This window comes from Arthrobacter sp. BF1, from assembly GCF_056680215.1.
This window is the reverse complement of sequence record NZ_CM155271.1, coordinates 1,445,283-1,457,944: the sequence shown is the minus strand read 5'-3', so window position 1 is coordinate 1,457,944 and position 12,662 is coordinate 1,445,283. Positions and strand designations below refer to the sequence as shown.

Annotated in this window: 10 protein-coding genes and 2 tRNA genes; 4 read left to right on the top strand and 8 right to left on the bottom strand. The window is 66.2% G+C overall.

Annotated features, from left to right (window positions below):
- Position 1 precedes the first annotated feature (1 nt).
- A complete protein-coding gene (locus AC1MCD_RS06830) occupies positions 2–409 on the top strand; it encodes a hypothetical protein (RefSeq protein ID WP_498677064.1) in 408 nt (135 codons plus the stop codon).
- Between the two features lie 52 nt (positions 410–461).
- Here AC1MCD_RS06830 and AC1MCD_RS06825 read toward each other — a convergent pair.
- The 6 genes from AC1MCD_RS06825 to AC1MCD_RS06800 form a co-directional block, all read right to left on the bottom strand.
- A tRNA-Asn gene (locus AC1MCD_RS06825) sits at positions 462–534 on the bottom strand.
- 126 nt (positions 535–660) lie between these two features.
- Positions 661–733, bottom strand: a tRNA-Asn gene (locus AC1MCD_RS06820).
- 76 nt (positions 734–809) lie between these two features.
- Entirely contained in the window at positions 810–2,735 is a 1,926-nt protein-coding gene (dnaG, locus tag AC1MCD_RS06815) for a DNA primase (RefSeq protein ID WP_498677062.1), read from the bottom strand.
- Positions 2,736–2,751: 16 nt separating this feature from the next.
- Complete coding sequence (locus tag AC1MCD_RS06810) at positions 2,752–4,050, bottom strand: deoxyguanosinetriphosphate triphosphohydrolase (RefSeq protein ID WP_498677061.1); 1,299 nt, start codon at positions 4,048–4,050, stop codon at positions 2,752–2,754.
- Entirely contained in the window at positions 4,034–5,212 is a 1,179-nt protein-coding gene (gene dusB / locus AC1MCD_RS06805) for a tRNA dihydrouridine synthase DusB (RefSeq protein WP_498677059.1), read from the bottom strand. Before dusB ends, AC1MCD_RS06810 begins: the two co-directional genes overlap by 17 nt.
- Positions 5,213–5,332: 120 nt before the next feature.
- On the bottom strand, positions 5,333–6,814 hold the full coding sequence (locus AC1MCD_RS06800) for a YibE/F family protein (RefSeq protein WP_498677057.1): 1,482 nt from the start codon (positions 6,812–6,814) through the stop codon (positions 5,333–5,335).
- Positions 6,815–6,895: 81 nt separating this feature from the next.
- Here AC1MCD_RS06800 and AC1MCD_RS06795 point away from each other — a divergent pair, with 81 nt between their 5' ends.
- From AC1MCD_RS06795 to AC1MCD_RS06785, 3 genes are all read left to right on the top strand, one after another.
- The gene (locus AC1MCD_RS06795; protein WP_498677055.1) at positions 6,896–7,636 is read left to right on the top strand and encodes an alpha/beta hydrolase; all 741 of its coding nucleotides are present in this window, start codon (positions 6,896–6,898) and stop codon (positions 7,634–7,636) included.
- Complete coding sequence (locus AC1MCD_RS06790) at positions 7,633–8,448, top strand: DUF1295 domain-containing protein (RefSeq protein WP_498677053.1); 816 nt, start codon at positions 7,633–7,635, stop codon at positions 8,446–8,448. The genes AC1MCD_RS06795 and AC1MCD_RS06790 overlap by 4 nt, the downstream gene beginning before the upstream one ends.
- Positions 8,449–8,607: 159 nt before the next feature.
- The gene (locus tag AC1MCD_RS06785) at positions 8,608–10,062 is read left to right on the top strand and encodes a short-chain fatty acid transporter (RefSeq protein ID WP_498677052.1); all 1,455 of its coding nucleotides are present in this window, start codon (positions 8,608–8,610) and stop codon (positions 10,060–10,062) included.
- Between the two features lie 120 nt (positions 10,063–10,182).
- Here the strand turns inward: AC1MCD_RS06785 and AC1MCD_RS06780 are convergent, their stop codons facing one another.
- Positions 10,183–11,205, bottom strand: coding sequence for a GNAT family N-acetyltransferase (locus AC1MCD_RS06780; protein WP_498677051.1), 1,023 nt, complete (start codon positions 11,203–11,205; stop codon positions 10,183–10,185).
- A gap of 2 nt (positions 11,206–11,207) precedes the next feature.
- The gene (locus AC1MCD_RS06775; RefSeq protein WP_498677050.1) at positions 11,208–12,593 is read right to left on the bottom strand and encodes a glycine--tRNA ligase; all 1,386 of its coding nucleotides are present in this window, start codon (positions 12,591–12,593) and stop codon (positions 11,208–11,210) included.
- Positions 12,594–12,662 lie beyond the last annotated feature (69 nt).

Genomic DNA, 12,662 nt, shown 5'->3' with positions numbered 1-12,662 from the left:
CGTGCCCAGCTGGCAGTACTCCTCGCCGCTTCCGGCCACATGGCAACGTTGCGATTCCGGCATCCTGCCACTGTGGTGGGACCGGCTGTGCGCGCAGACCGGCCAGCAGTCCGCGGCCCTCTACGCGGCCGGGCTCTTTACTGAGGACCGACGCCGGCCCATCGCCCAGTGGTTCAACCCCGCCTTCAGCGCAGCCCTTTTGGTAGCCCCGGAAACCTCCCCTGAGTGGCCGGTGCAGCGCTTCGGGATCTTCTACGCGCCGCCGGGCGCCGGCTTCGCGCGCGTCCACTCAGCGCCGCACGAATGGCACCCGCGCGAACCGCGCAAGGCCCCCACCGAGCAGGACGCCTTCCTGGCCGCGATCGCGGAGGCCGAACGTTTCCTGCAAGTGGAAATGGACTTCGTCTGAAAAAGCAAAAAAGCCCCGCCCTCACACGGAGGACGGGACTTTTTGGTGTTTGCTCCTCCTGCTGGACTTGAACCAGCAACCCTTCGATTAACAGTCGAATGCTCTGCCAATTGAGCTAAGGAGGAATGAAGCAGGTATGACATTAGCAAAGGATTCCCGACAATGTGAAATCGGCTCCCGGACGAGCTGGAATACCCTCCCCGGGTATGAAAAAAATCCCCGCTCCGGAGAACCGGAACGGGGATTGTGCGCTCCTCCTGCTGGACTTGAACCAGCAACCCTTCGATTAACAGTCGAATGCTCTGCCAATTGAGCTAAGGAGGAATGAAGCGGGTATCAGCCTAGCAAACACCCCGCCTGGAAGCGAAATCAGAAGATCGGGAAAGGGAACGGGCTGAGGCTAGGCGTCGGACCGCAACGCCCGGCGCTCCATTTCCAGCATCATCAGCTCACGGTTGAGCCGCTGGTAGTCGTCGGGATTGGCCGCCGGGTCCAGCCGCTGCAGCTGTCCCATCTTGTCCGCCTTGACGCGGGTGATCTGCAGTTCGAACAGCCGGGCCAGGATGTCCTTGCAGTACTTCTGGACGGCCTCGGCGGTGCTGGCAGGCAGCGGCACCACGGCGAGTTCGGATACCAGCGGACGCAAGGGTTCGGGGACTTCGTTCATGACCTGCTCCACCCAGCGCACCGGCTCGCCGATCAGTCCCGGACCCGAGGCACGCATGGCGTCGTGAACGGCCTGGAATGCGGGCGTCACAAACCGCGCAGCCGAGAAACGCTCCCAGATGCCGCCGCCCAGGAATGCAGGCTCCTGCAGCGCCACCTCCAGCGCCTGCCGCTCCATGGACGCCACCGGGTCGCGTGGATCGGGGCGGTGGTAAGAAGGGACAGCGCCCGACGCCGGTCCGGCAGCAACGCCGGGTCCGCCGGGTTGGGTGCCACGCACCGGACCGGACGCACCGGATGGTGTTGCCGAGGACGCCGCTGCGCCGCTGCCTTCACGCTTCATGGCGACGGCGACTGCCCGGCTGACCTCTTCAACGGCGATGCCAAGCCAGCCGGCCAGTTGGCGGGCGTAGGCAGGCCTGATGGCGGCGTCGCGGATCTGGGCCACCACCGGAGCAGCCTCGCGCAGGGCCGCCACCCGACCCTCCACGGTGTCCAGGTTGTGGCGCTTCAGCGTGGCCTTGATGGCGAATTCAAACAGCGGACGCCGGCTGTTGATCAGGTCGCGGACGGCGGCGTCCCCCTTGGTCTGGCGGAGGTCGCAGGGGTCGGCGCCGGTGGGGTCAACGGCCACATAGTTCTGCGCCACGAAGCGCTGGTCCTCCTCAAAGGCACGCAGCGCGGCCTTTTGCCCGGCGGCGTCGCCGTCGAAGGTGAAGATGACCTCTCCCCCGCTGCCGTCGTCGGACAGCAGCCTGCGGGCGATCTTGATGTGTTCGGTGCCGAACGCGGTGCCGCAGGTGGCCACCGCCGTCGGAATTCCCGCGAGGTGGCAGGCCATCACGTCCGTGTAGCCCTCCACCACCACAAGCTGCCTGTCCTTGGCGACATGACGCTTGGCGAGGTCGATCCCGTAGAGCACCTGCGATTTTTTGTACAGCGTGGTTTCGGGGGTGTTGAGGTACTTGGGGCCCTGGTCGTCCTCGTAGAGTTTCCGGGCACCGAAGCCGATGGTGTCGCCGGCGATGTCGCGGATGGGCCAAATGAGGCGGCCGCGGAACCGATCGTAGATTCCCCGGTTGCCTTCCGAGAACATCCCGGTCAGTTTCAGTTCAGCGTCCGTGAAGCCGCGCCCGCGCAGGTGCTTCAGGAGGGCATCCCAGCCCTGCGGCGCGTAACCCACCCCGAACTGCTCCGAGGCGGCGCGGTCGAAGCCGCGGTTGTACAGGAAGTTCCGGCCCTCGGCGGCGCCCGGCGTCAGCAGCTGGGCGCGGAAGAACTCGTCAGCGATCTTGTGAGCGTCCAGGAGGCGCTGGCGCTTGCCCACCTCTTCACGGCTCGGGCCCGTTCCGCCGTCCTCGTACCGCAGCTCGTAACCGATCCGCGCAGCCAGCTTCTCCACGGCCTCGTGGAAGGACGTATGGTCCTGTTTCTGGACAAACGCGATGACGTCGCCGTCTTCGCCGCAGCCGAAGCAGTGATACCTGCCCACCTGCGGGCGGACGGTGAACGACGGCGAGCGCTCGTCGTGGAAGGGGCATAGTCCTTTGTAGGTTCCCAGCCCGGCACCCTTGAGGGTGACGTAGCCGTCCACCACTTCCTTGATGTCCGTGCGCTGGCGTACTTCGTCAATATCTTCACGTTTGATCAGGCCGGCCACAGAGCCATCCTAGTCCTCACCAAAGCGACGGGAGGCTCCCCACGAGCCGTTCGTACATGGCCAGCGCCGATCCATCGGTCAGCGACGCCACCTGGTCGATAACCACCCTCAGCCGTGCGCCGTCGTCGGCCGCGTCCCGCCAGTCGGCTGCAAACATCGGCTCCAGGTGGCGGTCTCCCGTGGCATTCAGAGCGGTCACCAGGGCGTGCAGGACTTCGCGCTGGCGCTCGTAGATGGGCTGGCGGTGTTCGGTGGTCATCACGAAAGTGGTGGCCAGCCCCTTCATGACTGCGATCTCCATCACCGTCTCGTCCGGGACCATCAGCTCGGCGTTGTACCGGGTGAGGTTTTCGGGCCCGTAGAGGGCACGGGTGGTCTCCAGGGCGCTCTGGCAGAACCTGCCGATCAGCTGGCTGGTCATGTTCTTCAGGGCGCCCATGGATTTGCGGCTGCCGTCGGCTTCGCGGACCCACACGTCGGTGGCTTCGAGCCGGGCCAGGGCCGCGTCGATGGCGGCGGGATCATTGTGCGGGAGGTACCACTGCTTGGCGTAACCCACCACGCGGGCGCGGTGGTCAGGGTTGTCCATCCAGCGCAGCTGGAAGTGGCCTGCCACGATCGCGTCCTCGACGTCGTGCACCGAATAGGAAATGTCATCGGCCAGGTCCATGACCTGCGCCTCCAGGCAGGACCGCCGCGCCGGGGCGCCTTCCCGGATCCAGTTGAAGATGGGGAGGTCGTCCTCGTAGGCACCGAACTTGCTGGTGCGCTGCCCGTGGATCACCGGGGCGTCCAGGGCGGACCAAGGGTATTTCGACGCCGCGTCCAGGCTGGCGCGCGTGAGGTTCAGTCCAGCGGGGCGGCCGTCACTGGCCAGCACCTTGGGCTCAAGGCGGGTCAGCAGGCGGAGTGTCTGGGCGTTCCCTTCGAATCCGCCGATGGCGTGTGCCACCTCGTTGAGGGCGGACTCGCCGTTGTGGCCGAACGGCGGGTGCCCCAGGTCATGGCTCAGGCACGCGGTGTCCACCACATCCGGATCACAGCCCAACGCACGGCCCAGTTCCCGGCCCACCTGCGCCACCTCGAGGCTGTGGGTCAGGCGGGTGCGGACGAAGTCGTCGGTGTCGGGAGCCACCACCTGGGTCTTTGCGCCCAGCCTGCGGAGCGCCGAGGAATGCAGCACGCGGGCGCGGTCACGCTCAAAGTCGGACCGGTAGGTGCTCTTGGGCGGCTCCTCCACCCAGCGGGCGGAGTCCTGGGCCTCGTAGCCGGGCAGGACCGGCGCTGTGGTGCGCGTTTCAGCCACCGGAAACATCCAGCTCCGCGGCGGAGATGTCCTTGGACTGTGCATCGTTCAGGGCCCGGGATTCCAGCCAGTCTTTTGGCAGCGCAGGAGTTTTCGGCGAGCCGGCGCGGCCGCGGGGGCCTTCGGCGTCCACGCCGGGGTACGGCGATGCGGAGTCCAGTTCGTCCAACGCCGCCCGCAGTTCCTCAAGGCTGTTCACCAGCGTCATCCGGGTCCGGAGCTCACCGCCCACCACATAGCCCTTGAAATACCAGGCAATATGCTTGCGTATCTCGCGCAGGGCTTTGCCCTCATCGCCGAAGGTTTCGACCATCAGTTCGGCGTGTCGGTAGACGCTCTCGGAAACCTTGCCCAGATCCGGTTTGTGACGAACGTCGCTTCCTTCGAAAGCAGCCATCAGGTCGCCGAACAGCCACGGCCGTCCCTGGCAGCCGCGGCCCACCACCACGCCATCCACTCCGGTTTCCCGGACCATCCGGACGGCGTCCTCAGCGGACCAGATGTCCCCGTTGCCCAGGACGGGAATGTCTGGGAGGGCTTCGCGCAGGCGGGCGATCGCGGTCCAGTCCGCCTGGCCGGAGTAGAACTGCGCCGCGGTGCGGCCGTGAAGCGCGACGGCGGCGACCCCGGCATCGCGGGCAATTCGGCCTGCGTCGAGGTACGTCAGATGATCATCGTCGATGCCCTTGCGCATCTTGATGGTGAGCGGGACATTGCCCTTGGACGCCTCTTTGACCGCGGTCTGGACGATGGAGGTGAACAGGTCGATCTTCCAGGGTAGGGCGGAGCCGCCGCCGCGCCGGGTCACCTTGGGCACGGGGCAGCCGAAGTTCAGGTCGATGTGGTCTGCCCGGTCCTCGTCCACCAGCATGCGCACCGCCTGGCCGACGGTGACGGGGTCCACGCCGTAGAGCTGGACCGAGCGGACTTTTTCGTCGTCGTCGTGGGAGATGATCCGCAAGGATTCGGGGGTGCGCTCCACCAGGGCACGCGAGGTGACCATCTCCGCTACGTAGAGGCCGCCACCGTATTCACGGCACAAACGACGGAAAGCGGAGTTGGTGATGCCCGCCATCGGAGCCAGGATCACGGGGGTGTCCACCGTGATGTTGCCCAGCTTCAGGGGCGGGAGTTCCAGCTTGGGGGCGGGAGGGGTTGCGGTAACAGTCACCTGTCCATTGTCGCAAAGGCGGGCAAATCGGCGGGAATCGGCCCTCTGCAGGGTCAGCCGGTGGGCGGTGGAGGGCCAGCCACGGTCCCCTGCTGGTGTCGACGACCGCCCTGTGCAGGATCAGTTGCGCTCCGCACGACGGCCCCGGCGGGTTTCCGGCGCCGCGCCGGGCCCTGCATTCTCCGGCCCGCCCGGCCCCGCAACGGCCAGCGTTGCACGGCGGGACCGGCCAGCCTCGGCTGCCGCTGAGAGCGCGCCCGTATCGCCGACGTCGTTCAGGTTGATGTCCGGCACCCGCCTTTCCACGGCATCCCCGGATCCGGCTTCCGACTGGGGTGCCACCGGCCGGACGCCCGTGGCCTTGACCACCAGCACCGCGATCAGGGTGGTCACCGGAATGGCGAGCACCAGCCCGATGGAGCCGACGAGCGTGCGGATGACCTCCTCGGACAGTTCCGCGCTGGTCAGGGTGTCCCCCAGCGGCCGGTTGTAGAGCATCACGATGATGAGGATGGGCAGGGCTGCACCGGCATAGGCGAACGCGATGGTGTAGACGGTGGAAGCGATGTGGTCGCGGCCGATCCGCATGGCGGAGGTGAACAGTTTTCGGGCACTTGTGCCCGGTGCCAACTCGTACAGTTCCCAGACGGCGGACGACTGGGTGATGGTGACGTCATTCAGGACACCCAGGCCCGAGATGATCAGTCCGCACAGGATCACCCCGGAAATGGAAATGTTGGCCGAGGTATTGATCAGGGTGGTGGCGTCATGGCTGCCCACTCCGGCGAGGTTGGCCGCGTCAGTGGCCCAGGCGGCCAGAAGCGCCGTGATGCCCAGCCCGAACATTGTGCCGAGCAGCGCCGTGGACGTCCGGGCAGAGAAGCCATGGGCAAAATACAGGACCCCAATCATAATCACCGTTGACCCCACCAGTGCCAGCAGCAACGGCGGTTTTCCCTCTACCAGCCCGGGCAGCATAAACCCGGCCAGGACGAAGTATGCGCCCACCAATCCCAGGAGTGCCCGCAGCCCTCGCCAGCGAGCCACAACGATGACCACCAAGGCGTAAAGGAGGGCCAGCACCACGATGGGGAGCGTCCGCACGAAGTCAACGAAGATGTACGACGGCGACCCTTGCGACGCCGCGGCGCCCTGGGCGTTGGAAAGGTTGAGGTACCTGATCTGATCCCCGGGCTTCACACCGTGGGACTTTGCCACGTCCGGGTTGATTACCACTTTGACAGGGCTGCCGCCCTGATCGGGCTGGGTGAACGCGAACATGCAGTCCGAACCTTGCGGGGCGGGCTGACCTGTGGGGTTGGCGGGCGCACCCGCCGGGGAGCCCTGCATGCAGCTTTCTTCCACCACGCTCTGGATCTTGCCGGTATCGAAGCTAACTCCGGGCGCTGCTGAATACGGGCTGGCAAGCGAAATCCCCTCCTTGGACCCGGACGGCCAAAGCATGGCCATGCCTGCCAGGGTCAGCAGCGTCAGCGGCACCAGGATGGCGGCAAGTATGCGGTTCGCCTTCCGGCGGGCAGCAATCGCTTCTGCAGTTGGCTCCGAATGACCTGTTGAAGCGTGGGAGTGACCGGATCCCATCAGCAGCTAATCCTCATACCTTGAACTCTACGTCCGGCACCTTAGGGTTGATAATTGGTAAGAAGCGGGAAGGACCCAGGCATGACGGACCGCACCGCCGGACACCCGTCCGGAGCAGTACACACAACGCGGCAGGCTTCGCTTACGGTGCTGGAAGCTGCCGGGCCCACAAGGGGCGTGGCACTGGTGCTGCACGGCGGCAAGGCGCACAGCTTTGAGCCGGTGGAGGCCAGGCACCTTAGCCCGCTGCGGATGCTGCCGTTCGCCCGCCACCTGCACCGCGCTGGTAAGGACTACGGGCTGGCTGTCTGGTCGCTGCGGAACAGTGTGCGGGGCTGGAACGGACAGGCCATGTCGGCGCTCCATGACGCCCGCTGGGCCCTCGAGCAGATCAGTGCACAGCACCCCGGCGTTCCCGTCTATCTGGTGGGCCACTCCATGGGCGGCCTTACCGCCGTCTGCGCGGCCGACGACCCGCAGGTGGAGGCCGTGGTGGCCCTGGCCCCGTGGCTCGGTCCGGAGACGCCTGCCCAGCGGGTTGCCGGGCGCAAAATCCTGATCGTCCACGGCACGGGAGACCGGATGACCAGCCCGGCCCAGTCCCTGACGTTTGCCCGCCGCGCCGCTCATGCTGCGGCGTCCATGCAGTACGTTTCGCTCAACGGTGCCGGCCACTTCATGATCCGCCGGGTGCGGCTATGGCACACCCTGGCAACGGGATTCGTGATGAAGTCCTTCGCCGAGCGCACCGGGTTCACCTACCCGGCGTCCGGCACGCTGGACCAGATCCTGCCGGAGTCGGCCAGCCAGGTCAGCCTGTGAGCCCGTTTCCGTGGCCGGTATTCGCCGCTTCGCTGCCGTGGACGGCGCTGGCCGTGGTGGTGGTCCTGGCGCTGACCTATGTTGTGGCCGTCCGGCAGCGCAGGCACTCGGTGATGGACGTTGCCTGGGGCCCGGGATTCGTGGCGGTGGCGGTGGCCTCCTGGTTCCTTTCAGCCGGGCAGGGTGACGACACGCGGCGCCTGCTGCTTGTCCTGCTGACGGCTGCCTGGGGCCTGCGGCTCGGAGTCCATATTGGCTGGCGGGCGCGGGACGGGCATGAGGACCCGCGCTACAAGGATCTGTTGAAGGCAGCACCGGGTTCACGCAACGTCTATGCCCTGCGTCGTGTCTACCTGCCGCAGGGGGTGGTGATGTTTTTTGTGTCCCTGACACTCCAAGTGGGAATGTTCGCCACCGGCGCCGTGGGCTGGGTTGCGGTCCTGGGCATCCTGCTCTGGGTTACAGGGTTCGTGTTTGAGACGGTGGGCGACTGGCAGTTGGCCCGGTTCAAGAAGGACCCGGCGCGGCGCGGAACGGTGCTGAACACCGGTCTGTGGCGGTACACCCGGCACCCCAACTACTTTGGTGATGCCGCTGTCTGGACGGGCTTGTTCCTCATTGCCGCCGACTCCTGGCCGGGCATCCTCACCGTGCTGTCACCGGCCCTGATGATCTGGACGCTGACAGCCAAGACCGGCAAGCCCCTCGCAGAGAAGGCAATGTCCGGCCGGCCGGGCTATCAGGAATATTTGGAGTCGACGTCGGGGTTCCTGCCGCTCCCGCCCCGCCGGCGCAGGACCGGAGGTTCCTGACCAAGCAGCGGGCGGCCTGGACCACGCCGTGCCGACGGCGCCTACCAGGCACCGGCTACGGCGCCTGAACGGGCCATGGAGAGGGGCGGCGGTTAAAGCATCCTGCCGCCGTGGCTAGACTCCTTGAGGTATTACTCAACTCAATGGAGAGGTATTCCTGTGGGAGACGCAGTCCTGACCGATCGGAGTCTTGAAGAACGTGGACTCGCCCGCGTAGCGCAGAGGATGGCGGCGTGGACGGAGAAGTGGTTCCCGGACGCTTACATCTTCGCCCTGGCCGGTGTTGTCCTGATTGCAGTTGCAGCCCTGGCTATAGGCGCTTCGCCCCAGTCCATCGCCGATTCGTTTGGCAACGGCTTCTGGGACCTGACCGCCTTCACCCTGCAGATGGCGATGGTGGTCCTCACCGGCTACGTCGTGGCAACATCCCCGCCCGTGGCCAGGCTCATCAATAAGCTCGCCCTGATGCCGGCAACGGCCCGCACGGCAGTGAGCTTCGTGGCGCTGATGTCCATGTCGGTCTCCTTCCTGAACTGGGGGCTCAGCCTGATTTTCGGCGGCCTGCTTGCACGCGCCATTGCCCGGCGCAAGGACCTGACCGTGGACTACAGAGCCCTCGGTGCGGCCGCCTTTATGGGCCTCGGAGCAGTCTGGGCGCTCGGCCTGTCCTCCTCCGCCGCGCAGCTGCAGGCCACGGCCGGATCCCTGCCCCCGGCGCTGCTGAAGATCACCGGCGTTCTGGACTTCGGCACCACCATCTTCACCTGGCAGTCCTTGGTCACGCTGGCGATCCTGATGGCACTCACCACGGTGATCGCGCATTTCTCCGCGCCCCAGGGCGGTGCGATCCGCACGGCCGAGGACCTCGGCGTCGACCTTGATGACGAGCCCGCCGCCGCGGCGCCGCGGTCGCGCCCCGGTGAGTGGCTGGAGTACAGCATGATCCTGCCGATCCTGGCGGGCCTGCTGACCCTTGGCTGGCTTATTTCACAGTTCGTCAACAAGCCGTTCCTGACCGTGGTCAGCAGCCTCAACGGCTACCTGCTGGTCTTCCTGATCCTCGGCCTGGTGCTGCACGGCACGCCGCGGAACTTCCTGCAGGCCGTCAACAAGGCGGTCCCCGCGACGGCCGGCATCCTGGTCCAGTTCCCGCTCTACGCGGCCATGGCTGCGATCCTGACCAGGGCCACCGGCCACGGCGGCATGACCCTGTCCTCGCACTTGGCCGAGTTCTTCTCGGACATCGGCGGTGGCGGCGCGTTCGCCGTCGTCATTGCGCTGTACACGGCGCTGCTGGGACTGTTTGTGCCCTCAGGCGGCGGCAAATGGCTTGTGGAGGCACCGTACGTGATGCAGTCCGCCACCGATGTCCAGATGAACCTTGGCTGGACCGTGCAGATCTACAACATCGCCGAGGCGCTGCCGAACCTGGTCAACCCGTTCTTCATGCTGCCGCTCCTGGCTGTGCTGCGGCTGCGCGCCCGTGACCTGGTGGGGTTCACGTTCCTGCAGTTTGTGTTCCACCTGCCGGTGGTGCTGCTGCTGGTGTGGCTGCTCGGGATGACCTTTGAGTTCGTCCCGCCGGTGTTCCCGCCGGGAACGCCAGCGCCTTAGCAGCAGTGCCGTACGTTCGGAAGACACTTAACTGAGTAGCGCCATCTGTCGTTGTGAGGGTTCAAAACGACAGATGGCGCTACTTACTTGGGGCTGGAGACGTTCCCTGGTTGGGACCGGTCAGTCCGAGACGACCAGCGTGTCGGCACCCTGCTGGTGCGCCTTGCCACTTTCCAGCAAGGGCTCGACGGCGGCGCGCAGCGCAGTCATCGAATCGTCCAGTTCCAGCATCACCGGGTGCTGGTACGCGAGGAGCGCGAGGAGGTCGCGGACCGCGGCCGCGGCGTCTTCTGCGTCCAGTGCGGGTTCGTGGCCCACAAAGACGTCCGTCGCCTGGGTGCCCTGCCCGGGGGCGGCCGGGTCCTGGGCCGGCTCCGCATAGCTCACGGCAAAGGCCCGGATGCGGCCCTTTTTGCTGGGGGCAACCCCGGCGCCGAAGGCGGATGCCGGCTCGGCGCGGAGCACAATCGCACCATGGGCGCCGGTGAGGTCGTCCAGGAACAGCTTCTGCACCTGCCCCACCGACAGCACGCCCGGTGAATCCCAGCCGTGGATGGAAGTGTAATAGCGGCCTACGACGTCCGTCAGCTCCACCGAACCGGTAGCGAGGTCCATCACGACGTCGGAGCCGGCGTTTTCGTCGTTGGCCGGCCCTCCGCCGTTGTTCTTTGCAGGGAAGACCGGCAGCTTCAGGGCGCCGGGCTCCACCACCACCAGCCGCGACCGCTGGATGGGCCGCAGCCCGAACTCGTCGGCAAACGCGGCCCCGGGGCTTCCCGGCTGAACCTTGGCGCGCAGCTTGAAGACGCCCGACGGCGCCCGCTCAACTTCGCGGCGCAGCATGGTCAGGAGCGTGGCACCGATGCCTGCGCGCCGGTGGTCCCGCGCCACTTCGATGTAGGCCCACAGCCGCTCCGGGTGCAGGGAAGCCTCGTAGACCACACCGGCGCCCACCGGGATCCCGACGCCGTCGATAACGTCCTCAGCCACGATGCAGCGGCGCCACGGGGTGCCGTCCGTCCCGGCTGAGGACACGGTGAGGGCACCGCGGAACTGCCGCGCCTGTTCCGTCTCGGGCCCGCCCCAGATTTCGAGCAGCGTCAGGTCGTCGCCCTCGCGCCATTCGCGGTATTCGATGGCCATGCTCAGGCGCCGATCAGGCGGGCGGCCAGGTAGCCTTCCACCTTGTCCAGTGAGACGCGCTCCTGGCTCATGGTGTCCCGCTCGCGGATGGTCACGGCCTGGTCGTCGAGGGTGTCGAAGTCCACCGTGATGCAGAACGGCGTTCCGATCTCATCCTGGCGGCGGTAGCGGCGGCCGATCGCGCCGGCGTCGTCGAAGTCGATGTTCCAGTTCTTGCGCAGCTGCGCGCCCAGGTCCTTGGCCTTCGGTGACAGGTCCTCGTTGCGGCTCAGCGGCAGCACGGCCGCCTTGACCGGCGCCAGCCGCGGATCCAGTTTCAGGACGGTGCGGACGTCGACGCCGCCCTTGGCATTGGGTGCCTCGTCTTCCGTGTAGGCGTCCACGAGGAACGCCATGAAGGACCGGGTCAGGCCCGCCGCCGGCTCGATCACGTACGGCGTGTAGCGCTCGTTCGTGGCCTGGTTGAAGTAGCTCAGGTCCTGGCCGGATGCCTTGGAGTGCGTGGAGAGGTCAAAGTCGGTGCGGTTGGCGATGCCCTCGAGCTCGCCCCATTCCGAGCCTTGGAAACCGAAGCGGTATTCGATGTCGGTGGTGCCCTTGGAGTAGTGGCTGAGCTTCTCCAGCGGGTGCTCGAAGAAGCGGAGGTTCTCCTCGCGGATGCCCAGTCCGGTGTACCAGGACATGCGCTCCTTCATCCAGTACTGGTGCCACTCTTCGTCCGTGCCGGGCTCGACGAAGAATTCCATTTCCATCTGCTCGAACTCACGGGTGCGGAAGATGAAGTTGCCCGGTGTGATCTCGTTCCGGAAGGACTTGCCGATCTGGCCGATGCCGAACGGCGGCTTCTTGCGGGACGTGGTCAGCACATTGCTGAAGTTCACGAAGATGCCCTGGGCCGTCTCCGGGCGCAGGTAGTGCAGGCCTTCCTCGCTCGCCACCGGGCCGAGGTAGGTCTTAAGGAGGCCGGAGAATTCCTGCGGTTCGGTCCATTCGCCACGGGTGCCGCAGTTGGCGCAGGCAATGTCCTTCAGGCCGTTCTCGGCGGGGCGGCCCTTCTTTTCCTCGTACTCTTCCTCGAGGTGGTCGGCACGGTAGCGCTTGTGGCAGGAGAGGCACTCCACCAGCGGATCGGAGAAGACGTCCACGTGGCCGGAGGCTTCCCATACCTGGCGGGGCAGGATCACGGAGGAGTCCAGGCCAACCACGTCTTCGCGGCCGCGGACCATGGACTGCCACCACTGGCGCTTGATGTTTTCCTTCAGCTCGGCACCCAAAGGCCCGTAATCCCACGCGGAACGCGAACCGCCGTAGATCTCACCGGCCTGGAACACGAAACCCCTCCGCTTGGAGAGGGAGATGACCTGGTCGAGAACAGACTTTGGTGCCATGGTGGAACTCCAATTTCTACAGGGCCGCTGGGTGCGGTCCGCGGTTATTTTGGCCCTGACGCACGGGTG